This is a genomic window from Aquamicrobium sp., from assembly GCF_023954335.1.
In the GTDB taxonomy this organism is placed as follows: Bacteria; Pseudomonadota; Alphaproteobacteria; order Rhizobiales; family Rhizobiaceae; genus Aerobium.
In genome coordinates, this window is record NZ_JAMLIE010000001.1 from 1,366,839 (window position 1) to 1,390,170 (window position 23,332).

The following is a 23,332-nucleotide window of genomic DNA, read 5'->3' on the forward strand; positions in this document are numbered from 1 at the left end:
GGCGGCGGGGTCAGCCGAACGACGTGATGACGCTCATGCCGATTGCGTCGGACCTGTCCATCGTCGTCAGCGCCCTTATTCCCTCTTCGAGGCCGATGCGGCGGCCGATCAGCTTCTGCGGCGCGATCCTGCCGGCCTCGATCATCGACAGGATGGCGTCGTAGCGCCAGGCCTGCATGCCGTGGCTGCCGTAGATTTCCAGCTCCTGGCCGATCACCTGCGCCATCGGGATGCGCGGCGTCGCCTGTTCGCCGAGCATCAGGCCGATCTGGACGTGCCGGCCGCGCCGACGCAAATTGGCGATCGAGTTGAAGCAGGTCGAGGGATGGCCGAGCGCGTCGACCGACACATGCGCGCCGCCTCCCGTGATCTCGCGCACCGCCTCGATGACGGACGGCGCGGCGGCGGCATTGACCGTCGCGAGCGCGCCGCAGGCGCGGGCGAAGGCGAGCTTCTCGTCGGACAGGTCGATGGCCACTGGCCTCGCGCCGAGCGCCGCGGCGATCATGATCGCCGACAGGCCGACGCCGCCGCAGCCATGGACGGCGATCCACTCGCCCGGCCGCAGCCGCGCCTGGTCGACCACGGCGCGGAACGAGGTGGCGAACCGGCAGCCGAGGCTGGCGGCCGTGGCGTCGTCGACGCTGTCGGGCAGGATAACGAGGTTGGTCTCGGCGAAGTCGATGACGACGAACCGGGCGAACGAGCCCCAATGGGTGAAGCCCGGCTGGAACTGGTCGGGACAGACCTGCTGGTTGCCGGAGCGGCATTCCGCGCAGCGGCCGCAGCCGGAGACGAACGGCACCGTCACCCTGTCGCCCGGTTTGAAGCGCCGGACGTTCCGCCCCGCGGCGACGACACGGCCGGCCAACTCGTGGCCCGGAACGTGCGGCAGGCGGATGTCGGGATCGTGCCCCATCCAGCCGTGCCAGTCGCTGCGGCACACGCCGCTGGCGCCGACCTCTATCACCACACCGTCCTCGCCCGGCGTCGGGTCCGGCACCTCGGCGATGACCGGCATTTGCCCGAACGCGTCGTAGAACATCGCTTTCATTGCATGGCCCCGGACCTGTCGCTGAACGGGCGTCACTATGGCCCGGATTCGCCGCGGATGACAGCCGGCCGCGCGCGCGAACGGTCACGGTGCTTCTGAAAATCCCGCATGCGGGCCGGAACGATCCTCGCCGCCGCGATGCCATTTCCGGCCGCTTGACTCATATACATAGTACTCCTATGAATCGGCGATGAGCGAGGATGCACAGGATATTTCCCAGATCGTCTCCGGCCTCGGCCAGGTCGCCGCCTTCGTGCGCATGGCCGGGTGGCGCGAGGCCGAGCCGCTCGGCCTGACGCCGACCCAGACGGCATGCCTGTCGCTTCTGGCCGGAAGGGGCGCGAGCCGGGTCACGGTGCTGGCAAGGCTGCTCGGCGTCACCCAGCCGACGGCGAGCGAGGTGGTCGCGGCGCTGGAGCGCAAGGGGCTGGTCGAGCGGCGGCGCGACCCCGCCGACGGCCGCGCGGCGCGCATCGTCCTCACCGCCGCCGGGGCGCGGATCGTCAGGCAGACGGCGCAGCCGCCCGCGGCGCTCGCGCATGCCATCGGCGGGCTGGAGCCCGGCGAGCGCGCCGGCCTGCGGCGGGCGCTGGCGAAGACGATCCTGTCGCTTCAGCAGCAGGGCGCGATCGAGCCGCAGCGCCTGTGCCTGACCTGCCGTTTCTTCCGGCCTTACGTCCATTCCGATGCGGAAAAGCCGCATCACTGCGCCTTCGTGGACGCCGCCTTCGGCGACGCTTCGCTGCGTCTCGACTGTAGCGACCATGAGGAAGCCGGGCCGGGGGAGGGGGCGTCCGCGCCGCCCGCCCGCGAGCCGGCCTGAAGGACGAGCGCCCCGTCCACGGCAATGGACGAGGCGCTCTTTTGCTCACGCTCTCTCTGCGAAAGAAAGGAGCTTTTCGACCATGCCACACAAAGCGACATTTTACCATGCGGGGTGCGCCGTCTGCGTCGATGCCGAGCAGCGCCTGGCGCGCGCGCTCGACCGGGCCGAATATGCGGTCGAGATCGTCCATCTCGGCGAGCAGCCGGGCAGGATCGCCGAGGCCGCGGCCGCCGGCGTCAAGTCGGTGCCGGCGCTGGTGATGGAGGGCAACCCCTATCACATCAATTTCGGCGCCGCGCTTTCCGATCTCGGGGGAGGCGCGTGATGGTCAGGCTGCTTTCATCCGTGGCGCTGGCGGCCCTGCTTTCGGGCGGCGCGCACGCGCACGGCATCGACGCCGGGGCCGGCAACGCGGCGGTCGCCGATTTCGACATCGTCCATGCGAGGGTGACGATCGAAGGGTCGGAAGCCGTCTTCCATATGGCGGTGTCGGGCCGGGCCGGCGAGACGAAGCCGACGCCGGTCGGCACGCTGGCCGGCTCCGAGGTCTTCGCCTATGTCTGGCCGACCAGCGTCGATCCGGCCGAGGTCGGCTTCGAGGAAAAGGCCGGCATCCTCGCCATGACCGTCACCGCGCATCCGGATTTCGACGACACGCCGCTCCATGACGAGAACGGCGACGGCGATCCGGCCAATGACGGCGACGTCTGGCACAGCCACTGGGTGGTGCTCGGCCCGGACGAGGCCTGCGGCGAGGGCGCGCTCAAGGTGATCGACATCCCCGAAGGCGCGAAGCCGCGCCTGCCGAAGACATGGCCGGGCCTGCCGCTGCTCATCGACAGCCCCGGCTTCGAGCCGGCGCTCGACGGGCAGACGGTGGAGCTTCGCGTGCCGTTCGCCGATGTCTCGGTCGTCAAGGGCGCGAGCTATGACGGCGTCACCTCGGGGCTGCGCGTCAACGCCAACGTCCACGCGCCGCTTCTGTGCGTGGCCGACGTGTTCGATGTCGCCTCCGGCGACCTCAGCCTCCCCGGCAAGGTCGCCGACTGAACGAGCCGGCGCCCGCGTGGGGATCGCTCTCCTCGCGGGTGCCGGTCCTTGGGAAAGGATGAATGACATGACAGGCACGCCCGCGCCCGAGCTCGACGTGATCCAGTGGTTCAACGCCGCCGAGCCGCCCACCCTCGCCGGCCTGCGCGGCAAGGTCGTCGTGCTCCACGCCTTCCAGATGCTGTGCCCCGGCTGCGTCGGCGCCGGCCTGCCGCAGGCGAAGAAGATCGCCGCGACCTTCCCGGTCGACGAGGTCGCCGTCATCGGCCTCCACACCGTCTTCGAGCATCACGAGGCGATGACGCCGGTGTCGCTCGCCGCCTTCATACACGAATACCGGCTGGGCTTCCCCATCGCGGTCGACCGGCCGGGCGGCGACGGGCCGATCCCGCACACCATGGCCGCCTACGGCATGCGCGGCACGCCGAGCCTCGTCCTGATCGACCGGGCCGGCATGATCCGCCGCCATGCCTTCGGTGCCGAGGACGACATGAAGGTCGGCGCGGAAATCGCGTGGCTGATGAAGGAGGGAGCAGAACGTGACGAATGACGTGAAGGAAGCCGTCGCGCAGGACGACGAGGCGCGCGTGATCGCCGGACGGCTCGCTGCCGTGCGGGCGCGGATCGACGCCGCCTGTCGGCGCGCCGGACGCGACCCGAAGGGCGTGCGGTTGCTGCCGATCAGCAAGACAGTGCCGGCGGAGCGCCTGCGCGCGGCCGTCGCCGCCGGCATCGCCACCCTCGGCGAGAACAAGGTGCAGGAGGCGAAGGGCAAGGCCGAGGCGCTGCGCGACCTTTCTGTCGCGTGGAGCATCGTCGGCCATCTCCAGACCAACAAGGCCAAGGAGGTGGCACGCTTCGCCGCCGAGTTCCAGGCGCTCGACAGCCTGCGCGTCGCCGAGGCGCTGGAGCGCCGGCTCGAGATCGAGGACCGGACGCTCGACGTGCTGGTCCAGGTCAACACCTCCGGCGAGGCGAGCAAGTTCGGCCTTGCGCCGGAAGAGGTCGCCGGCTTCGTCGCCGGACTGCCGGCCTTCCCGCGGCTGCGCGTCGGTGGGCTGATGACGCTCGCGATCTTCTCCGCCGACGAGGCGCGCGTGCGGCGCTGCTTCCGTCTGCTCTGCGACATCCGCGCCCGGCTGCGCGAGGAGGGTCCGCCCGGTCTTTCCTTCGACGCGCTGTCGATGGGCATGTCGGGCGATTTCGAGATCGCGATCGAGGAGGGCGCGAGCGTCGTGCGGGTCGGGCAGGCGATCTTCGGCGCGCGCCCCACCTCGGACGCATACTACTGGCCCGGCGCGGCGGGAGCCGGCTGAGGGCGCCCCGTGCCGGGGGATATAGAAAAGTTGGATCGGCTAGACACATCTCTCTATTTCCCGCCGCGCTTTCCGGCGTTGTAAGCAGGGGCGAGAGCAGCGAGGTGGACACATGGCCCGGACCGGCATCCTGATCGACAATCAATGGCGGCAGTCCGAGAGCGGCCGGACGATCGACGTCCTCGCGCCGGCGACCGGCCAGCCCTTCGCCTCCATCGCCGCCGCCGTCGACGCCGATGTCGATGCGGCGGTGAAGGCGGCCCGGCGCGCCGTCGAGAGCGGCGTGTGGGGGCGCATGAATGCCGCCGAGCGCGGCCGGCTCCTGTCGCGCATGGCCATCGTCGTCGCCGACCATGCCGAGGAGCTGGCCCAGCTCGAGGCGCGCGACACCGGCAAGCCGATCAAGCAGGCGCGCAACGACATCGTCGCCGCCGCGCGCTATTTCGAGTTCTACGGCGGCGGCGCCGACAAGGTCCATGGCGACACGATCCCGTTCCTCGCCGGGCATTTCGCCGCCACCGAGCGGCTGCCGCACGGGGTCACGGCGCACATCATTCCGTGGAACTATCCGGCGCAGATGTTCCCGCGTTCCGTCGGCCCGGCGCTGGCCATGGGCAACGCGGTGGTGATGAAGCCGGCCGAGGACGCGTGCCAGACGCCGCTGCGCATGGCCGAGCTGATGGTGGAGAACGGCTTTCCCGAAGGCGCGATCAACATGATCACCGGCTACGGCCACGAGGCGGGCGCGGCGCTCAGCGGCCATCCCGACATCGACTTCATCTCCTTCATCGGCAGCAACCAGACCGGCGTGCAGATCCAGACGGCCGCGGCCCGCAACCATATCGGCTGCACGCTGGAGCTCGGCGGCAAGTCCGCGCAGATCGTCTTCGCCGACGCCGATCTCGACGCCGCCCTGCCGGTGCTGGTCGGCGCCATCGTCCAGCATGCGGGCCAGACGTGCTCGGCCGGCTCGCGGCTGCTGGTCGAGCGGTCGGCCTACGATCGCATCGTCGAGCGCGTCGCCGAGCGCTTCGCGCAGGTGCGCGTCGGCACGCCGGAGATGGACCACGACCTCGGCCCGGTGGTCAGCCGCCGGCAGCAGGAGCGGGTGCAGGGCTTCTGCGGCCGCGCCGACGCCGACGCCATCCCGCTGATCGCCGCCGGGCAGATGCCGGCGGACCTTCCGCAAGGCGGCTTCTTCGTGCAGCCGCGCCTTTACGGGCCCGTTCCGCGCGCCAACAGCCTCGCCAGCCAGGAGGTCTTCGGCCCGGTCATGGCGGTGATGCCGTTCGAGGACGAGGCCGATGCGGTGGCGCTCGCCAACGCCACGCCCTACGGGCTGGTGGCGGGCATCTGGACGCGCGACGGCGCCAGGGCGCTGCGCGTCGGCCGCAGGATGCAGGTCGGCCAGGTTTTCGTGAACTGCTACGGCGCCGGCGGCGGCATCGAGCTGCCCTTCGGCGGCATGAAGAAATCCGGCCACGGCCGCGAGAAGGGCTTCGAGGCGCTCTACGAGTTCTCCGCCGTGCGCACCATGGTCATCAAGCACGACTGAAGGCGGCTCCCGGCGGCCTCGTGCCGCCGGCGTTCCCCGGTCTCAGCGTCCCCGTTTTTCCTCGATCATGTCGGCCAGGGCGACGATCTCGTCGACGCCGCGCACCGAGGCGATGTCGATCATCGTTCCCTCGAAATTGATCGCGCCCTCGCCGCGCTCGCGCGCAGCGGCATAGGCCTCGGCCATGGCGCGGGCCTTCGCCACCGCGGCGGGGTCCGGCGAGAACATGGCTTCCGCCAACTCGATCTGCGACGGGTGGATCGCCCATTTTCCGGCGAAGCCGAGAATGGCGGCGCGGCGCGCCTCCTCGCGATACTTGTCCGGGTTGCGGAAATCGGCGTAGGGGCCGTCGACGGCGTCGAGGCCGCCGGCGCGCGCGGCGATCGCCACACGGTTGCGATGGTAGTGGAAGAGGTCGCCCGGATAGTCGTCCGTCTCGCCGACGCCCGACACGCGCATGCCCTGGCTGGCCGCGTAGTCGCCCATGCCGAAGATCAGCCCCTCCAGCCGCGGCGACGCGGCCGCGATGGCCTCGACGCTGTTCAGCGCCTCGATCTCCTCGATCAGCACCTCGACGCCGATGCGCCGGCCGATGGCGTGGCGCGCCTCCAGCATGCCGAGCAGGCGGTCGAGGAAGACGATGTCGTGCGGCCCCATCGCCTTGGGCAGCACGATGACGTCGAGCGTCTCCCCGCAGCCCTCGACCAGCGCCGTCAGGTCGTCATAGGCCCACGGGCTCGACAGGTCGTTGATGCGCACGGCGATGGTCGGCGCCCTGAAGCGCGTGGAGCGCACCGCCTCGACGACGTTGCGGCGGGCCTCGGCCTTGCGGTTCGGCGCGACCGCGTCCTCGAGGTCGAGGAAGATGTAGTCGACCTCCATCGTGGCGGCCTTGGCGAGCATCTTCTCGCTGGAGCCCGGCACGGAAAGCTGGCAGCGGCGCAGGCGTTTCGTCTTCAACGGGCTTCTCCCATCGTCGTGGTGTCGGTCGTGGCGGGCGCGGCCGCGCCGCCGCGCGTGCGTTTCAGACGGGCGACGACGAATTCGGGGATGCCCGCCAGCCCGCGCGGGAAGAAGCGCAGGATGAGGACGATGAGCACTGCGGTGACGAGGTAGCGCCCCGGCCCGAGCGGCGTCATCAGCTCCGACAGCACCGTGAAGACGAACGCGCCGGCGATCGGCCCCCAGATCGTGCCGGTGCCGCCGAGCAGAAGCATCGAGAGCGCCAGCGTCAGGAACGAGAAGCCGAACATGTCGGGGCTGGCCGAGCGCACATACTGCGCATAGACCGCGCCGATGGCGCCGGGAAAGATGGCGCTGAAGGCGAAGGTCGCGAGGCGCGTGCGCGCCAGCGGCACGCCGCGGCTGATGGCGTAGGGCTCGTTGTCGCGCAGGGCGATCACCCGCCAGCCGAACCGCGAATTGGCGAACCACGACACCGCCGCGACCGTGATCGCGAGGATCGCCAGCGCGAGATAGTAGTAGCCGATGTTCTGGTGGTCGCGGAACGAGAAGCCGTCCACCGCCAGCGGCGGGATCGACACGAGGCCGAAATTGCCGCCGGTGAGGTCCCGCTGGTTGAGCACGATCTGCAGGCACAGCTGGCCGAAGGCGAAGGTGACGAGGATGACGTAGATGCCCTTCAGCCTCAGGACCGGCAGGCAGACGATGACACTCGCCGCCACCGACGCCGCGATGCCGATGGGGATGCCGAGCCACGGCGAGAAGCCGAACGTCTTGGTCAGGATGCCGGTGGCGTAGGCGCCGACCGCGAAGAAGGCCATGTGGGCGAAGTTGAACACGCCGCCATAGCCGAGCGAGATGTTCCAGCTCGACACCAGCACCGCATACATGATGGCGATGATGCTGACATGGCGGACATAGGAATCGCCGTTGACCAGCGGCAACAGGAAAAGGGCGAGGAAGAACAGGGCGGCGGCGCCGTTGCGGAAGGAACGTTCCATCGTCACGGCTTCCCGAGCAGCCCGTTGGGCCGCAGCACGAGGAAGGCGATGAAGACGAGGAACAGCACCGCCTGGGTCCAGTAGGCCCCGAGGAAGTAGGTGCTGGTGGCTTCCCCGAAGCCGACGGCATAGGCGCCTAGTATGGTGCCCGGCATGCTGCCCAGCCCGCCGAGGATGACGACGATCAGCGCCTTGAGCAGCGGCTCGCCGCCGAGCCCGGGCGTGATGAAGCGGATCGCGCCGAGCATGACGCCGGCAAGGCCGGCCAGAGCCGCCGAGACGGCGAAGGCGATGGAGTACATGCGCTTGACGCGGATGCCGCTCAGCTCGGCGAACTCGCGGTTCTGCGCCACCGCGCGGATGGCGCTGCCGGTCCAGGTGAAGCGCAGGAACGCCCACAGGCCGATCATCAGCAGCGGCGCGAGCACGATGATGATCGCCTCGTGGCCGGATATGGTCGTCCCGGCGATCCTGACATTGCCCTCGACGAACTTGTCGAGCTGCTTGATGCGCGGCCCCCACAACAGCAGCGCGGAGTTCTCGATGAAGAACGCCCCCGACAAGGTCGTCATCACCGCGACGAGGACGATCTGCTTCTGGCCGAGGAAGGGCGTTACCAGGAGGACGTTGATGAGGTAGCCCATCACCGCCGCGACCAGCACCGCCGCGACCACGCCCGCCGCGAGCCCGAGGCCGAGGCCGCGCGGGTCGGACACCGTCCACGCGATGTAGGCGGCGGCCACCATCAGCGCGCCGTGGGTGAAGTTGAAGATGCCGAGCGTGTTCCACACCAGCGCGAGCCCGGCCGCCATCAGCACGTAGAGCGAGGCGAGGACGAGGCCGCTGGCGAAGATCGACTGGAAGAGGGCGAGGAAGGAATCAAGCATGGCCGAAATACATTTCCACGACGCGTTGGTGTTCGAGGCCGCCGCCCTCGGCGATCTCGGCGCGGATGGCGCCCTCGCTGACGAGGAGGAGGCGGGTGGTCAGGGTCTGGAGGAATTCGGGGTCCTGCTCGACGATCACGGTCTGAACGCCCGAGCCAATGATCTCCGCGATGGCGTCGCGCAGCTCGGCCTTCAGCTTCGGCGACAGGCCGAGGGTCGGCTCGTCGAGGATCAGCAGCTTCGGCAGCCCCATCAGGCAGCAGCCGATGGTCACCATCTGCCGCTCGCCGCCGCTCAGCGTGCGGCAGTACTGCTTGCGCCGCTCGGCGAGACGGGGAAAGATGGCGAACACCTTCTCGATGGTGCGCTTGCGCTCGGCGCGCGGCCCGGCGGCGAAGGCGCCGAGCCACAGATTCTCCAGCACCGTCAGGTCGGGGAACAGCTTGTTGCCCTGCGGCGCGTGGATGAGCCCGCGCTCGACGATGGAGGCGGGCGCGCTTCCCGTGATGTCCTCGCCGAGGAAGGTGACGCTGCCGGACCAGGCGGGAACGAGGCCCGACAGGGTACGGAACAGCGTCGTCTTGCCGTGGCCGTTCGGGCCGATCAGGCCGAGATTCTCGCCCTTGGCGATGCTGAAGGTGACGCCGTGCAGCACCGGCACGCGGCCATAGCCCGAACGCAGCGCCCTGACGTCGAGAACCGTATCAGACATTGGCGGCCGCCGTTCCGAGATAGGCTTCGATCACGCGCCGGTCGCGGATGACGTCCTTGGGCGCGCCCTCGGCGAGCAGTTCGCCGAAATTCAGCACCAGCAGCCGGTTCGAGACCGAGACGAGCAGCGAGATGATGTGCTCGATGACGATGATCGACAGGCCGTCGGCGTTGATGCGGCGTATGAGTTCTATCATTTCCGTGACCTCTGGCGGCGACAGGCCGGCCGCCGGTTCGTCGAGCAGCAGCACCTTGGGCCGGCAGGCGAGCGCCGTCGCGATCATCAGCTTCTTGCGGTCGTAGACAGTGATCTCCGAGGCGGGGCGGTCCGCCTGATCCCGAAGGCCGACATAGGCCAGAAGGTCCGCGGCCCGCTTTTCGGCGTCGCGCCGGCCGTGGCGGAAATCCTCGTCCGGCATCGCGACGAGGATGTTTTCCAGGACGCTCAGCGTCTCGAAATCCGTCTCGGTCTGGAAGATCCGGGCGAGCCCGGCCTGCACGATCTGGCGCGGGCTCATCCGGTCGAGCGACTTGCCGTCGAGGACGAGCTCGCCGGCGTCCGGCCCGAACGGGATCTTGGTGAGGATGTTGAAGAGCGTGCTCTTGCCGCTGCCGTTGGGGCCGGCGATGCCCAGGATCTCCCCATCGGCGAGCGAGAAGGAAAGCCCGCGTATGGCCTTGAGGGCGCCGAAACTCTTGCTCATGCCCCTGACGACGAGAATGTCCGTCATGCGATGTCCCCGGAAGGCGAGGGGGCGGCCGTCGCCGCCCCCCAATTTGGCGATGTTACTGCATCCAGGGCGGAGTCTGGCTCTTTCCGGTCGCGTATTCCTTCGGATAGATGGTAACGCGATCGCCTTCCCAGATCTGGTAGAACTGGATCGGCAGGTAGCCGTCGCCCTGCAAGGAAAGGTGGGTGGCCGGGTCGAACTTCACGCGGCCGTGGACCATCTCCTTGTCGGTGGCGGCGAGCTCGGCCGACATCGTCTCGTAGTCCTTGGGATCGCCGACCTTCTTCAGCATGTCGGCATAGAGATAGACCATCTCGTAGCAGATATAGCCGTAGATGCTGGAATCGTAGCCGTAGGCGGCTTTGTACTTGTCGCCGATCTCCTGCGTGCGCGGCCAGACCGCGGCGCTGATCGGGCCGCCGAGCATGTTGTAGAGCACGCCGGTCGAGTTGTTGCGGGTCAGCTCGACGAATTCCGGCACCGACGGCGCGTACTGGATGAACAGCAGCGACTTGGTCGGCTCCTCCATGAACTGGTTCATGAAAGAGGCTGCGTTGGAGGAGGAGGCCTCGGTGTTGATGATCACCGCCGGCGGGTTGGCGCGGATCTTGTTCAGGATGACGCGCCAGTCGTTGATCTCGACCGCCGGCACGACGTCGTCGAAGGTCATCTGCCAGCCCTTCGCGTCCATCGCCTTCTTCAGGCCCTCGTAGATCGGCATGCTGTAAGGGTTGTCCGAGCCGATGATGGCGTAGGTCTTGTCCCCGGGGCTGAACGAGCCGTCCGCGATCATCTCGTCGATCACCACCGGCAGCTCGGTCTGGTAGGCGTCGTAGGACGGGGCCAGCGACCAGACGTTCTTGAACTTGTCGGGGTCGGGCTGGATGATGGAGCGGTACTGGTTCGAGTTCGCGGCCACCATGTAGGGAACGCCGATCTCGGCCACGTAGTCCATCTCGAAGCCCGAGAGGCTGCCGAAGGGCGTGACGATGGCGCCGAGGTCCTGCGTCGCCTTGAGCCGCTCCACCGCCGCCAGCACGGCGTCGGGCGTCATCTCGCGGGTGTCGAACTGCTCGACCTTGAACGTATAGCCGTCGATGCCGCCGGCGGCGTTGATCTCGTTGGCCGCGAGCAGCGCGCCGTTGTAGCCCTCGACGGCGTCCGCCGCGAACGGCCCGGCAAAGGCGCCGAGCACGCCGAGCGTGACGGTCTTGTCCTGGGCGCTCGCCGGCAGCGGCGTCAGGGCGACGCCGAAGGCCATCGCCGTCGCCGTCAGCAAACTGATAGTGGATCGCATGGGTTCACCCTCTTTGTGCGCTTCGAGATTGTTCGTTGACCAGCACGCGCGCCCTCGCCGCAAGCGCGCGTGCTATCCGACGAAATCTACCGACGCGCGGCGACGCAACAAGCGTTCAAATGAGCATAGGGCGATAAGTTTGCTTTATAGCCCGGCGCCGCCGAGCGGCACGCCGCGCATGCGGTCGTCGGCGATCAGCCTGCCCATGACCTCGGCGAGCAGCATCGAGATGATTTCCGACGCGCGCGAGTGCGGCCAGCCGCGCGCAGCGGCGAGGTAGACCTTGCGCTCGATCTTCGGCTTCTCGATGCGCACGCCGCACAGGAGGCCGGCGGCGCATTCCTGCTGGATGGCGCCCCAGGGCAGGATCGAGTTGCCGTAGCCGGAGGCGACGAGCTGCTTGATCGCCACCAGCGAGTCGATCTCCGTCTTGACGTTGATGTCGAGCGCCGCGCCGTCGGTGTGGCGGTTGATAGCGTGGCGCAGGCCGTGGCTCGCGCCGGTCAGCACCAGCGGCGTGCCGCCGATCTCGCGCAGCTCGATGGAGTCGCGCCCGTCGACGAAGCTGCCCGGCGCGGCGACGAAGTAGAGCTGCTCCTCCATCAGCGGCCGGAGGTCGAACGGCGAGGCGGGGTCGATGTCGAACAGCACCGCCATGTCGAGGCGGCCGGCCAGCACCCATTCGGAAAGGTACCCGCTGTGGTTCTCGACGATCTTCAGGTCGATGGCCGGATAGCGCGCCTCGACCTCGTGCAGCAGCGGAACCGTCAGGCCGAGCGAGATGCTGGTCGGCAGGCCGATGGAGACCGCGCCCGAGGGCTGGGCGGAGGTGATCTTCACATCGAGCGCCGCCTTCGCCATCTGGCGCAGGATCTTCTCCGAATGGCGCATCAGCGTCTCGCCGCATTCGGTCGCGGTCACGCCCTTGGTGCTGCGCTCGAACAGCTTGACGCCGAGCTCGGCCTCGAGGTTGGCGACGTGATGGCTGAGCGCCGGCTGGGCGATGTTCAGCTCGATCGCGGCCCGCGAGAAGCTGCCGCAACGGGCGACCGACAGGAAATATCTCAGTTGCCGAACGTCCATTCCGCCCTCGTGCAGGAACCGCCCACGCCGGCCGGTCGCCGACGGCGTTTCTATAACTTTCCTGTCTAACTGTAGAATAAGGTTGTTTTTGCTTCGGCCAGGATCACCTGCGACATATTCGGCAATCGTCATGTAGAAAGCAACCAATGCCGGACCGCAATCGCCCCCTCGACGGACTCCGTGTTCTCGACATTGCGACCTTCATCGCCGCGCCGCTTTCCGCGTCCATCCTCGGCGAGTTCGGCGCTGAAGTGATCAAGATCGAGCAGCCGCGCGACGGCGATCCGCTGCGCCGCTTCGGGGTCGCCACCGGCACGACCCCGGACACGTTCTGCTGGCTGAGCGAGGCCCGCAACAAGAAGTCGGTGACGCTCAACCTGCGCGACCCGCAGGGCGCCGACATCCTGCGCGAGCTGGTGGCCGCGTCCGACGTCGTCTGCGAGAACTTCCGGCCCGGCACGCTCGAGAAATGGGGGCTCGGCTTCGAGGACCTGCGCAAGGTGAACCCGCGCCTCGTGATGCTGCGCGTCTCGGGCTTCGGCCAGCACGGCCCCTATCGCGACCGCCCGGGCTTCGCCCGCATCGCGCACGCCTTCGGCGGGCTGGCGCACCTGACCGGCATGGAGGGCGGCCCGCCGCTGACGCCGGGCTCGACCTCGCTCGCCGACTACGTCTCCGGCGTCTACGGCGCGCTCGGCATCATGCTGGCCCTGCGCGCGCGCGACCGCGACGGCGTCGGCCAGTATATCGACCTCGCGCTCTACGAACCGATATTGCGCATGCTCGACGATCTCGCCCCCGCCTTCGCCGCCAGGGGCATCGTGCGCGGGCGGCAGGGGCTGGGCACGTCGAACGCCTGCCCGCACGGCCATTTCCAGACCCGCGACGGCTGGATCGCCATCGCCTGCACCAACGACCGCATGTTCGCGCGCCTCGCCGCGACCATGGGCCGGCCCGACCTCGTCGAGCCGGACCGGTACGCCACGACCGGTGCGCGGCTGCGCGACGCTGCCATCGTCGATGGCATCGTCCAGGCCTGGGTCGGGGAAATGACCACCGACGAGGCCGTGGCGATCTGCGCCGAGAACGAGGTTCCCTGCGCCAGCGTCAACACCATCGCCGGCATCTTCGCCGATCCGCACATCGCCGAGCGGCAGAACCAGATCGCCCTGCCGCACGAAAGCCTCGGCGAGGTCCACATACCCGCTGTCATCCCGAAACTGTCGCGCACGCCGGGCCATGTCGACAGCCTCGGCCCGGCGCTCGGCTCCTCCAACGCTGAAATCCTCGGTAGCCTTCTCGGCCTCGACGAAGGCACAATGAGCCGACTCGCGCATGCGGGCATCATCTGAGGCCGACCGACGCCATGACCGATTTCCACACCCTTCCCGATCTCCGCAGCCCGACCCGCGCCGTCTGGGACGACATCCTCGCGCGCGGCGAGGAGCTGTATCGCGAATATTGCCGCACGCCGATCGGCGCCCACAGCCCGAACCTCCAGTTCGTGCTCGAGCATTTCCGCAAGGCGCCCTGCGCCGGCAAATACGTGCTGGTCGCCATTGAGCCGCATCGCCGCTGGCGGCTGGCCAAGCTCACGGGCGTGCGCGGCGATCCCGTGCGTCTCGAAGAGGTCGAGTTCGACGATCTCGCCGAGGCGGAACGATACGTCTTCCGGCTGCGCTGGAAGAATCTGTGCGGCCAGACATTGCAGGGTTCTTGAGGTCCATGGCGCTTCCCTACATCACCGGCTACCTCGACAAGATCAGCCTGACCCGCGGCGAGCGGCTGAGCGTGATGGTGAGCTGCACCGCGGCTCCCCGGTTCCGCGCCAGCCTGGTGCGGACGATCTGCGGCGATTTGAACCCCGAAGGCCCCGGCTTCCGTGAGATCGAGATCCCGTCGGCGGCCGACGGCGTCTATCCGGCGCGCGAGCAGATCTGCAATGCCGGCTCCTGCGTCGTCGTGCCGCCGAGCGAGCGGTTCTCGGCCCTGTCGAGCTTCTCGGTCCAGTTGCATGTCTGGCCGACCACGCCGCTCAAGGGCGAGCAGGCGCTGCTGTGCATCTGGGACGAGGCATCGAAGACGGGCTTCCGCCTCGCGATCGACGGGAACGGCGCGCTGGCGGCGCATTGCGCGGACGGGCGCGGCGGCGTTGCCGGCGTGTCGACGAACGTTCCCCTGACCGAACGGCAATGGCATCTGGTGGCCGCGACCTACGACGCCGAAGCGAAGACGCTGTCGGTGATCCAGGAGCCCTATTCGCGGACCGGGGCGGGCGAGCGGCCGGTCGTGGCGAGCGTGCCCGTCGGCTTCGACTTTTCCCTGCCGAAGGCCGCGCTCACCATCGCCGCGCGGATGACCGGCGGCACGGCCGAGGCGCCGCGGACAAGCGACCATTACAACGGCAAGATCGAGAAGCCCCGCCTGATCCGCGGCGCGGCCTCGCGGCTCGACATGGAGAAGTTCCGCGGCGAGGCGCTGCCCGCCGACGTCGCGGCGCAATGCGTCGCGTTCTGGGATTTCTCGGTCGGTATCGACGGCGAACGGATCGCCGATCGCTCCCGCCACCGCCTGAACGGCCGCGCGATCAACCTGCCGGCGCGGGGAATGACCGGCTCGAACTGGACCGGCGAGGAGGTGTCGTGGAAAAACGCCCCGACCCAGTACGGCGCCATCCATTTCCATGACGACGACGTCTACGACGCGCGCTGGGACGCCGACATCGCCTTCGACCTGCCGGAGGACCTGAAGAGCGGCTTCTACGCGATCCGCCTCGTCGCCGACGGCGAGGAGGAGCGCATCCCGTTCTTCGTGCGGCCCCGCAAGGGCGACCGGCGCGCGCCGGTGTGCTTCCTCGCCTCCACCGCGACCTATCTCGCCTACGCCAACCTCAACCCGGTGCCGTTCCCCATCGCCGAGCTGCTGTCGAGCCGGCTGATCGTCCTGCACAAGGCCAACCTGCTCATCGACGAGCACCCCGAATGGGGACCCTCGCTCTATGACGTCCATTCCGACGGCAGCGGCGTGTGCTATTCATCGCGCCTGCGGCCGATCCTGAATTTCCGGCCGGGCTTCATCAGCTCGTTCGGCGCCAAGGGCTCGAACCTGCGCGAGTTCAACGCCGACACCCACATCATCGACTGGCTGGAGAACCAGGGCATCGACTACGACGTCGTCACCGACGACGACCTCCATGCCGAGGGCTACGAGCTGCTGAGCCGGTATCGCACCGTCGTCACCGGCGCCCACCCCGAATATTTCTCGGCCGAGATGTGGGACGCGACCAAGGCCTATGCCGACGCCGGCGGGCGCGTCGCCGTTCTCGGCGGCAACAGCTTTTACTGGCGCATCGCCTTCCACCCCGAGCTTCCCGGCGTCATGGAAGTGCGCCGCTGCGGCCCGGCGATCCGCACATGGGAGACGCAGCCGGGCGAGGAGTTCCACTCGTTCGACGGCAAGCGCGGCGGCCTGTGGCGCGCCCACGCCCGCCCGCCGCAGTCGATCGGCGGCGTCGGCTTCATCTCGGAAGGCTTCGACCTCGCGGCCTTCTACCGGCGCACCGCGGCGAGCCGCGACCCGCGCGCGGCCTTCGTCTTCGACGGCGTCGACGACGAGATCATCGGCGATTTCGGCCTGCAGGGCGGCGGCGCGGCCGGCATCGAGATCGACCACGCCGACACCAATCTCGGCACGCCGGTCCATGCGCTGATCCTCGCCTCGTCGGAGGGGCACACCGAATCCTTCCGGCTGGTCAACGAGGAGATGAGCATCACCGTGCCCACCGTCACCGCGCCGGTCGAGGCGCGTATCCAGGCCGACATGGTGTTCTTCGAGACGGCGGGCGGCGGCGCGGTGTTCAACGTCGGCTCGATCGCCTGGCCGGGCAGCCTCAGCCACAACGGCTACGACAACAACGTCTCGCGCATCACCGCGAACGTCCTGCGCCGCTTCGTCGACCCGAAACCCTTCACCTATGAGCGCGAATGACCGCTGGAGGCCAGACAATGAAATCCGACATCGCAGACGTCGAGGCCGTGGTGCGGCTCTATCTCGAGGCGCTCCATGAAGGCGACACCGGGACACTGGGCCGCGTCTTCGCCCCCGATTCGGCGCTCTACGCGGCGATCGACGGCGACGCGACGGCGCTCGCCGTCGGGCCTTGGCTCGACCGGGTCCGCAACCGCAAGTCGGCGCGGGACAGCGGCTTCGAGAGCCGCAACGCCATCCTGTCGATCGAGACCGAGGGCGAGATGGCCATGGCCAAGGTGACGTCGGCCTTCCCGCCGAAGCGGTTCGTCGACTATCTGAGCCTCGTCAGGACGGCCGGCGGCTGGCGCATCGTCGCCAAGACCTATCACGCGGAAGATATCCCCGTTACATAGGGCGCTCCGCTCCCGGCTTCCGGCCGCCTCCCGAACGATGGAACGCAACCATATGCTACGACCGGTCCGTCCACGCCGATCCGTCCTCTACGTCCCGGCCGCCAACGCCAGGGCGATGGCGAAGACCGCGCAGCTCGCCTGCGACGCGGTGATCTACGATCTCGAGGACGCGGTCGCCGAGGAATCGAAGGCCGAGGCGCGGGGTCTCCTTGCTTCGCATTTCCGCGAGGCATCGCCCACAGAGGGGCAGGAGCGGGTGATCCGGGTCAACCTGCGCGCCGGCGCACCGGACGGCGAGGACATCGAGGCCGCCGCGCGCTGCGCGCCGGACGCGGTGCTCCTGCCCAAGGTGGAGGAGCCGCAGACGCTTCTCGATGCCCGGCGGATGCTGGATGCGTCGGGCGGCGACGGCATTCGCCTGTGGGCGATGGTCGAGACGCCGCTCGGCATCGTCAATCTGCGCGAGATCGTGCAGGCGGGCGCGCCGGACCATGTCGGGCTCGATTGCCTCGTCGCCGGGGTCAACGATCTCGCCAAGGAGACCAGCCTGCCGCTGCCCGAGGGACGGCCGACCATCCAGCACTGGCTGAGCGCGATCGTCATCCATGCCCGCGCCTTCGGCATGGACGCGCTGGACGGCGTCTACAACGATTTCAGGGACGAGGCGGGCTTCGCCGCCGAATGCCGGCAGGGCGTCCTCGGCGGCTTCGACGGCAAGACGCTGATCCATCCGTCCCAGATCGCCCCGGCCAACGCCGCGTTTTCGCCAACGGAGGAAGCCGTCCGCCAAGCCCGGCAGGTCATCGCCGCCTTCGAGGACCCGGCGAATGCCGGCAAGGGCGTTCTGGTCGTCGACGGCAAGATGGTCGAACGCCTCCACGCCGACATGGCCCGCAAGCTCCTCGCGCGCACGGCGTGACGGACGGTTCCCCGGCGGCCCGAAACAGCCGCCGCGTCCCCTATTCCCACTCGATGGTGCCGGGCGGCTTCGAGGTCACGTCGTAGACGACGCGGTTGATGCCGCGGACCTCGTTGATGATGCGCGTGGCAGCGTGGCCGAGGAATTCCATGTCGTAGTGGTAGAAGTCGGCGGTCATGCCGTCGACCGAGGTGACGGCGCGCAGGGCGCAGACATAGTCGTAGGTGCGCCCGTCGCCCATCACGCCGACTGTCTGCACCGGAAGGAGCACGGCGAAGGCCTGCCAGATGACGTTGTAGAGGCCGGCCTTGCGGATCTCGTCGAGATAGACCGCGTCGGCCTCGCGCAGAATGTCGAGCTTCTCGCGCGTCACCGGGCCGGGGCAGCGTATGGCGAGGCCGGGGCCGGGGAAGGGGTGGCGCTCGATGAAGCGCTCGGGCAGGCCGAGTTCGCGGCCGAGCGCGCGCACCTCGTCCTTGAACAGCTCGCGCAGCGGCTCGACCAGCTTCATGTTCATGCGCGCGGGCAGGCCGCCGACATTGTGGTGCGACTTGATGGTGACGGAGGGGCCGCCGGTGAAGGAGACGCTCTCGATCACATCGGGATAGAGCGTGCCCTGCGCCAGGAACTCGGCCGGCTTGCCGGCCACCGCGAGCTTCTTCGCCTCCTCCTCGAACACCTCGATGAACAGGCGGCCGATGGTCTTGCGCTTCTTCTCGGGGTCGGCCTCGCCTTCCAGCGCCGACAGGAAGAGGTCCTGAGCCTGAACGTGGACGAGCGGGATGTTGTAGTGCTCGCGATACATCGAGACGACCTGCTCGCCCTCACCCTTCCGCATCAGGCCGTGATCGACGAAGATGCAGGTCAGCCGCTCGCCGATCGCTTCGTGGATCAGCACCGCCGCCACGGAGGAATCGACGCCGCCGGACAGGGCACAGATCACACGGCCGTCGCCGACCTGCGCGCGGATCGCGGCGATGGCCTGCTCGCGATAGGCGGCCATGGTCCAGTCGCCCTTCAAGCCCGCAATCTTGTGGACGAAGTTGGAAAGCAGCTTCGCCCCGTCCGGCGTGTGGACGACCTCCGGGTGGAACTGGACGGCGTAGAAATTGCGGCTCTCGTCGGCGATGGCCGCGAAGGGCGCGCCGGACGAGGTGCCGACGACGCGGAAGCCGTCGGGAAGCGCGGTGACGCGGTCGCCATGGCTCATCCACACCTGATGGCGGGTGCCCTTGGCCCATACGCCGTCGAACAGCGCGTTCTCGGCCTCGATGTCGAGGAATGCGCGGCCGAACTCACGGGTATGGCCGCTCTCGACCTTGCCGCCGAGCTGCTCGCACATCACCTGCTCGCCATAGCAGATGCCGAGGACGGGGATGCCGGCCTCGAAGATCGCCTGCGGGGCGCGGGGGCTGCCGGTGTCGGCGGCCGAAGCCGGCCCGCCGGACAGGATCACCGCCTTCGGCTGGATGCGTCGGAAGGCGTCTTCCGCCGACTGGAAGGGAACGATCTCGGAATAGACGCCGGCCTCGCGTACGCGACGCGCGATGAGCTGCGTCACCTGGCTGCCGAAATCGACGATGAGGACTGTGTCAGGATGAGCGGTGGCGGTCATGACGAGCGCATAAAGAAACTGCGCTGATTCCGCAAGGCGTCAGCGCGTGAGCAGGCCCGCGGCGAGGGACGATTCCAGCCTGTCCACCGCCCCGGCCAGCTTTTCGTCGATGACATGGAGATATTCGGTCCAGTCGCCGATGTGGCTGAGCTCGGCCGCGCCGTCGGAAATGCCGCGCAGGCCGACGAGCGGCACGGGAAAATGCTGGCAGGCGCGCAGGATCGAGAAGGTCTCCATGTCGACCATCTCAGCCTCTATGCCGTCATAGGCCGCGCCCGAAACGATGTTGGCGCCGGTGGACAGGCTCGCCGCGGGAAGGCCGGGGATCAGGAAGGGCAGGGGAATGGTGGCCGGCAGGCGCAGGAACGGCGTCACGCCCTTGGGCACGCCGAGCACCGACGCATCCATGTCGCGATAGGCGACCGACGAGACCTGGTAGATCTCGGCCTGCTCCAGCGTGCGGCTGCCGGCGGAGCCGAGCGAGACGACGAGGCGGGGAAGCCGCCCCGCCCGCGCCAGCAGCGCCAGTGCGCCCGCCGTGGCGACGCCCGCCTCGACCGGGCCGACGCCGGTCATCAGCGGCGAGAAGCGCGCGCGTAGGTGCGCGCCGTATTCCTGCTCGGCCGCCATGACGAACAGCACGTCATGGCCGGATATGCGGGTCAGCGGCGGCTCAGCCGGCGATGCCGTCACGGCCGCTCACCACCATCATCGTGCCGGTCATGGTGGCGATCATCCGCGCCTCGCCCTCGCCGTCATAGGCGTAGGCCTGTCCGTCGGCGACGACGATGGTGCGGCCGGGCTTCGTCACCTGCCCGCGGAACAGGAACCGCTCGCCCTTGCCGGGCGCCAACAGGTTGATCTTGAACTCGATGGTCAGCACCGCGGCGTTTTCCGGCATCACCGAATAGGCAGCGTAGCCGCAGGCGGAATCGAGCGCGGTCGAGATGATGCCGGCATGGAGGAAGCCGTGCTGCTGGGTCAGGTCCGCCCGGAACGGCAGCTCGATCTCGACCTCGCCGGGGTTCACTCGCGTCAGCTCGGCGCCGATGGTCGCCATGATCCTCTGCCGCGCGAAGCTCGCGCGCACGCGCCCCTCGAAATCGCCGGCCGGCTCGAATGTCACGGACATGCCATATCCCTCGCTTTTTGCGCACCGCTTATTGCAGAGGCGCGGCAGGCGGGCAATGCTGGATCGGTGTCCGGCGAAGGATCAGTTGAGCCACCAGACCGAGGCGGTCAGCAGCGTCGCGAACGCCACCCACGCGGCATAGGGCAGGAAGAGAAGCGCCGCCGGCCGGTCGCGGTCCCAGGCGAGGCGGATGAAGGCGATAACAGTGGCGAGGAGGGCGAGGATGACGACGAGCGCCCAGCCGATGGACTGGAGCGTGAAAAAGACCGGGGTCCACAGGAAGTTGAGGCCGAGCTGGAGCCACCATGCGGTCATCGCGCCGCGCGTGTCGCTCAAGCGCCAGATGCGCCACCCGGCGACGGCGACGGCGACGTAAAGGAGGGTCCACACCGGCGCGAACAGCCAGTCCGGCGGGGTGAAGGGCGGCTTGGCGAGGTCCGCATACCACGCGCCCGGCGTGTTGGTCGCGCCGATCAGCAGGCCGCCGCCGACGGTGACGACGAGGAACAGGGCAAGCGGGATGAAGCGTGTCATGAGGGACCCCGGCCGGTAGGACTGCCCTCCAACGGCCGGCAGCTGGGTTGGTTCCGCTCCCTGATGGCCGGATAGGAACAGGTCACGACGGTCGACCGCTGGTGCCGCCCCTCATCCCCCTGCCGGGACCTTCTCCCCGTAAACGGGGAGAAGGTGGTCCGAAGGGCCGGATGAGGGGCAGCGCCGGCGTTCGAACGTCCAGCACACCGTCTGAGGAGGCAGGAGCCTCAGGCGCTCCGGTCGAGGACGGCGACGAAGAAGCCGTCCGTGCCGGTGGTCGCGGGCGTCAGGACGATGCCGTTCGCTCCGATGCGCGCGGATGCCGGGCCGATGCCGAAGCGTGCCTGCCAGAGGGCCGCATGGTCGGCCGGGGCGAAGGCCGGGTTCTGGCTCAGGAACGCCTCGATCTGCTGGGCGTTCTCGGCGGGAAAGATCGAGCAGGTGACATAGACGAGACGACCGCCGGGCTTCACAAAACGGGCGGCATCGGCGAGGATCGCCGCCTGCTCGCCGAGCCGGACGTCGAGCTGGCGCTCGGTCAGCCGCCACTTGGCGTCAGGCCGCCGTCGCCATGTGCCGGAGCCGGTGCAGGGCGCGTCGACCAGCACGAGGTCCATCTTGCCGGCAAGGGGCGAGAGCCCATCCTGCCCGGCGATGGCCTGCACGTTGCGCGCCCCGGCGCGGCGCAGCCGGTCGAAGATCGGCGCGAGCCGCTGCTTCTCGGCGTCGTGGGCGAAGATCTGGCCGCGATTGTCCATGGCGGCGGCGAGCGCCAGCGTCTTGCCGCCGGCCCCGGCGCAGTAGTCGAGCGCCTGCATACCACCCTCGGCCCCGGCAAGATGGGCGGCGATCTGCGAGCCGAGATCCTGCACCTCGAACCAGCCCTTCTGGAAGGCGGGCTTGGCCTGCACGTTGGGGTGGCGGCCGCTTCCCGCTATGGGCGGAATGCGGATCGCTTCCTCGAGCATTCCGGCGGGGGCGGCGCCGGTGTCCTTCAGCTCCGCCAGCACCTTGCGCGGCGTCGCCGCCAGCGTGTTGACGCGCAGGTCGAGCGGCGGGCGGGCGGCGAGCTCGGCGAGCTCGGCGACCCAGTCCGGCCCGAACGCCTCCTCGACCAGCGGCACGCACCAGTCCGGGCAGTCGGCGCGCACGGCGTCGGGCGCATCGGTCAGCTTGCGGGAAGAGAGCGCGTCGCGCTCGGCGTCGGACAGGGGCTGCGGCGCGAAGCGGTCGCCGTCGAGGGCCCCGTCGATGGCAGCGGCATCCATGCCCCATTCGAGGGCGAGCGCGCCGAAGGCCAGCGCCCGCGGCGCGTCGTCGCCCATCAGCCATGCAGCGGAGCGCTTGCGGCGCAGCGTGTCGTAGACGAGGTTGCCGATGGCCGCGCGGTCGCCGGACCCGGCGAAGCGGTGCGACAGGCCCCAGTCCTTCAACGCATCGGCGGCGGGCCGATGCCTGCGCTCGATGTCCTCGATGACGTCGATCGCCGCCGAAAGCCTGCCGCCCAGTCTCATTGCCCCGCTCCGATGCCGGTTGCCCGAAAGGCTGCCTTGCTAGACGCCGCTGCCGGGCAACACAAGTGAAGATCGGCAGGGCGTATCGGTGTCAGGCCTGGATGACGACGACGTTCGCCCCGGTGGGGACGCGGTTGTAGAGGTCGATCACGTCGTGGTTCATCATGCGGATGCAGCCGCTCGACATGGCCTGGCCGATGGAGTTCGGCTGGTTGGTGCCGTGGATGCGGAACATGGTGTCGCGGCCGCCGCGGTAGAGATAGAGCGCGCGCGCGCCGAGCGGGTTGTTGAGGCCGCCGGGCACGCCGCCGGCGAAGCGGCGGTTGCGCGCGTCGCGCTGCATCATGTTCTCGGTCGGCGTCCAGCTCGGCCATTCGGCCTTGCGGCCGACGGTGGCGCCGCCGCGCAGCGCGAGGCCGGCGCGCCCGACGCCGACGCCGTAGCGGATCGCCTTGCCGTCGCCGAGCACGTAATAGAGGCGGCGCGCCGGGGTGTCGACGACCACGGTGCCGGCCTTGTGGTTGCCGTCATACTCGACCGTGCGGCGGCGCAGCTCGGGTTTGATCTTGTCGGGCGACAGCGCCGGCAGGGGAAAGCGCGGATGCGGCACGGCCGCATAGTTCTGGTAGTCGCTGCCGAAGCCGCCCGTGGCGCAGCCCGCGAGCAACAGTGGAAGTCCGATAACAAAGCCCCTGCGCGAGATCGTCATGCGTCCCCATCCCTCGATTCGTCGTTTCCCAAGCGTTAGGAAATCATGGTTAA

Annotated in this window: 25 protein-coding genes; 11 read left to right on the forward strand and 14 right to left on the reverse strand. The window is 68.9% G+C overall.

The window, feature by feature from the left end; genetic code table 11:
- Positions 1 to 10: 10 nt before the first annotated feature.
- Positions 11 to 1,054, reverse strand: coding sequence for a zinc-dependent alcohol dehydrogenase family protein (locus tag M9945_RS06695; protein ID WP_367943912.1), 1,044 nt, complete (start codon positions 1,052 to 1,054; stop codon positions 11 to 13).
- 190 nt (positions 1,055 to 1,244) lie between these two features.
- Here M9945_RS06695 and M9945_RS06700 point away from each other — a divergent pair, with 190 nt between their 5' ends.
- The 6 genes from M9945_RS06700 to M9945_RS06725 all read left to right on the forward strand — a co-directional run bounded on the left by M9945_RS06700 (position 1,245) and on the right by M9945_RS06725 (position 5,801).
- Complete coding sequence (locus M9945_RS06700; RefSeq protein WP_367943913.1) at positions 1,245 to 1,877, forward strand: MarR family winged helix-turn-helix transcriptional regulator; 633 nt, start codon at positions 1,245 to 1,247, stop codon at positions 1,875 to 1,877.
- Between the two features lie 82 nt (positions 1,878 to 1,959).
- The gene (locus M9945_RS06705) at positions 1,960 to 2,205 is read left to right on the forward strand and encodes a thioredoxin (RefSeq protein ID WP_367943914.1); all 246 of its coding nucleotides are present in this window, start codon (positions 1,960 to 1,962) and stop codon (positions 2,203 to 2,205) included.
- Entirely contained in the window at positions 2,205 to 2,930 is a 726-nt protein-coding gene (locus M9945_RS06710) for a hypothetical protein (RefSeq protein ID WP_367943915.1), read from the forward strand. The genes M9945_RS06705 and M9945_RS06710 overlap by 1 nt, the downstream gene beginning before the upstream one ends.
- A gap of 67 nt (positions 2,931 to 2,997) precedes the next feature.
- Positions 2,998 to 3,480 (forward strand): redoxin domain-containing protein, encoded by a 483-nt coding sequence (locus tag M9945_RS06715; RefSeq protein WP_367943916.1) that lies wholly within the window; start codon positions 2,998 to 3,000, stop codon positions 3,478 to 3,480.
- 37 nt (positions 3,481 to 3,517) lie between these two features.
- Positions 3,518 to 4,246: a YggS family pyridoxal phosphate-dependent enzyme gene (locus M9945_RS06720; protein ID WP_367944784.1), complete on the forward strand. Its 729-nt coding sequence runs from the start codon at positions 3,518 to 3,520 to the stop codon at positions 4,244 to 4,246.
- A gap of 112 nt (positions 4,247 to 4,358) precedes the next feature.
- Positions 4,359 to 5,801, forward strand: a complete 1,443-nt coding sequence (locus M9945_RS06725; RefSeq protein ID WP_367943917.1) for an aldehyde dehydrogenase family protein — start codon at positions 4,359 to 4,361, stop codon at positions 5,799 to 5,801.
- Between the two features lie 42 nt (positions 5,802 to 5,843).
- On the opposite strand, the gene M9945_RS06730 is transcribed toward M9945_RS06725, so the two are convergent.
- The 7 genes from M9945_RS06730 to M9945_RS06760 form a co-directional block, all read right to left on the reverse strand.
- Positions 5,844 to 6,761 carry a CoA ester lyase gene (locus M9945_RS06730; RefSeq protein ID WP_367943918.1) on the reverse strand — a complete coding sequence of 306 codons (918 nt, stop codon included), beginning with the start codon at positions 6,759 to 6,761 and terminating at the stop codon, positions 5,844 to 5,846.
- On the reverse strand, positions 6,758 to 7,765 hold the full coding sequence (locus M9945_RS06735; RefSeq protein WP_367943919.1) for a branched-chain amino acid ABC transporter permease: 1,008 nt from the start codon (positions 7,763 to 7,765) through the stop codon (positions 6,758 to 6,760). The genes M9945_RS06730 and M9945_RS06735 overlap by 4 nt, the downstream gene beginning before the upstream one ends.
- A gap of 2 nt (positions 7,766 to 7,767) precedes the next feature.
- The gene (locus tag M9945_RS06740) at positions 7,768 to 8,652 is read right to left on the reverse strand and encodes a branched-chain amino acid ABC transporter permease (protein WP_367943920.1); all 885 of its coding nucleotides are present in this window, start codon (positions 8,650 to 8,652) and stop codon (positions 7,768 to 7,770) included.
- A complete protein-coding gene (locus tag M9945_RS06745; protein WP_367930197.1) occupies positions 8,645 to 9,364 on the reverse strand; it encodes an ABC transporter ATP-binding protein in 720 nt (239 codons plus the stop codon). The genes M9945_RS06740 and M9945_RS06745 overlap by 8 nt, the downstream gene beginning before the upstream one ends.
- Positions 9,357 to 10,094: an ABC transporter ATP-binding protein gene (locus M9945_RS06750; RefSeq protein WP_367943921.1), complete on the reverse strand. Its 738-nt coding sequence runs from the start codon at positions 10,092 to 10,094 to the stop codon at positions 9,357 to 9,359. The genes M9945_RS06745 and M9945_RS06750 overlap by 8 nt, the downstream gene beginning before the upstream one ends.
- 55 nt (positions 10,095 to 10,149) lie before the next feature.
- Complete coding sequence (locus tag M9945_RS06755; RefSeq protein ID WP_367943922.1) at positions 10,150 to 11,391, reverse strand: ABC transporter substrate-binding protein; 1,242 nt, start codon at positions 11,389 to 11,391, stop codon at positions 10,150 to 10,152.
- 144 nt (positions 11,392 to 11,535) lie between these two features.
- Positions 11,536 to 12,474: a LysR family transcriptional regulator gene (locus M9945_RS06760; protein WP_367943923.1), complete on the reverse strand. Its 939-nt coding sequence runs from the start codon at positions 12,472 to 12,474 to the stop codon at positions 11,536 to 11,538.
- 146 nt (positions 12,475 to 12,620) lie between these two features.
- On the opposite strand from M9945_RS06760, the gene M9945_RS06765 reads away from it, so the two are divergent.
- Genes M9945_RS06765 through M9945_RS06785 form a run of 5 tightly spaced genes read left to right on the forward strand, consistent with a single transcriptional unit; the run spans position 12,621 to position 17,775 of the window.
- Positions 12,621 to 13,826, forward strand: coding sequence for a CaiB/BaiF CoA transferase family protein (locus tag M9945_RS06765; RefSeq protein WP_367930193.1), 1,206 nt, complete (start codon positions 12,621 to 12,623; stop codon positions 13,824 to 13,826).
- A gap of 14 nt (positions 13,827 to 13,840) precedes the next feature.
- A complete protein-coding gene (locus tag M9945_RS06770; protein ID WP_367930192.1) occupies positions 13,841 to 14,194 on the forward strand; it encodes a hypothetical protein in 354 nt (117 codons plus the stop codon).
- 5 nt (positions 14,195 to 14,199) lie between these two features.
- Positions 14,200 to 16,461 (forward strand): N,N-dimethylformamidase beta subunit family domain-containing protein, encoded by a 2,262-nt coding sequence (locus M9945_RS06775; RefSeq protein ID WP_367943924.1) that lies wholly within the window; start codon positions 14,200 to 14,202, stop codon positions 16,459 to 16,461.
- 17 nt (positions 16,462 to 16,478) lie between these two features.
- A complete protein-coding gene (locus M9945_RS06780; RefSeq protein ID WP_367943925.1) occupies positions 16,479 to 16,856 on the forward strand; it encodes a nuclear transport factor 2 family protein in 378 nt (125 codons plus the stop codon).
- A 52-nt stretch (positions 16,857 to 16,908) separates the two neighbouring features.
- The gene (locus tag M9945_RS06785; protein WP_367943926.1) at positions 16,909 to 17,775 is read left to right on the forward strand and encodes a CoA ester lyase; all 867 of its coding nucleotides are present in this window, start codon (positions 16,909 to 16,911) and stop codon (positions 17,773 to 17,775) included.
- A 40-nt stretch (positions 17,776 to 17,815) separates the two neighbouring features.
- Here the strand turns inward: M9945_RS06785 and guaA are convergent, their stop codons facing one another.
- The 6 genes from guaA to M9945_RS06815 all read right to left on the reverse strand — a co-directional run bounded on the left by guaA (position 17,816) and on the right by M9945_RS06815 (position 23,279).
- Positions 17,816 to 19,390, reverse strand: a complete 1,575-nt coding sequence (guaA, locus tag M9945_RS06790; protein WP_367943927.1) for a glutamine-hydrolyzing GMP synthase — start codon at positions 19,388 to 19,390, stop codon at positions 17,816 to 17,818.
- Positions 19,391 to 19,429: 39 nt separating this feature from the next.
- Positions 19,430 to 20,083 carry a 5'-methylthioadenosine/S-adenosylhomocysteine nucleosidase gene (locus M9945_RS06795; protein WP_367943928.1) on the reverse strand — a complete coding sequence of 218 codons (654 nt, stop codon included), beginning with the start codon at positions 20,081 to 20,083 and terminating at the stop codon, positions 19,430 to 19,432.
- Entirely contained in the window at positions 20,064 to 20,522 is a 459-nt protein-coding gene (locus tag M9945_RS06800) for a PaaI family thioesterase (RefSeq protein WP_367930186.1), read from the reverse strand. The genes M9945_RS06795 and M9945_RS06800 overlap by 20 nt, the downstream gene beginning before the upstream one ends.
- A gap of 81 nt (positions 20,523 to 20,603) precedes the next feature.
- A complete protein-coding gene (locus M9945_RS06805) occupies positions 20,604 to 21,056 on the reverse strand; it encodes a TspO/MBR family protein (RefSeq protein ID WP_367943929.1) in 453 nt (150 codons plus the stop codon).
- 227 nt (positions 21,057 to 21,283) lie between these two features.
- Entirely contained in the window at positions 21,284 to 22,570 is a 1,287-nt protein-coding gene (locus tag M9945_RS06810; protein ID WP_367943930.1) for an RsmB/NOP family class I SAM-dependent RNA methyltransferase, read from the reverse strand.
- 91 nt (positions 22,571 to 22,661) lie between these two features.
- Positions 22,662 to 23,279 (reverse strand): L,D-transpeptidase, encoded by a 618-nt coding sequence (locus M9945_RS06815; RefSeq protein ID WP_367930183.1) that lies wholly within the window; start codon positions 23,277 to 23,279, stop codon positions 22,662 to 22,664.
- Positions 23,280 to 23,332 lie beyond the last annotated feature (53 nt).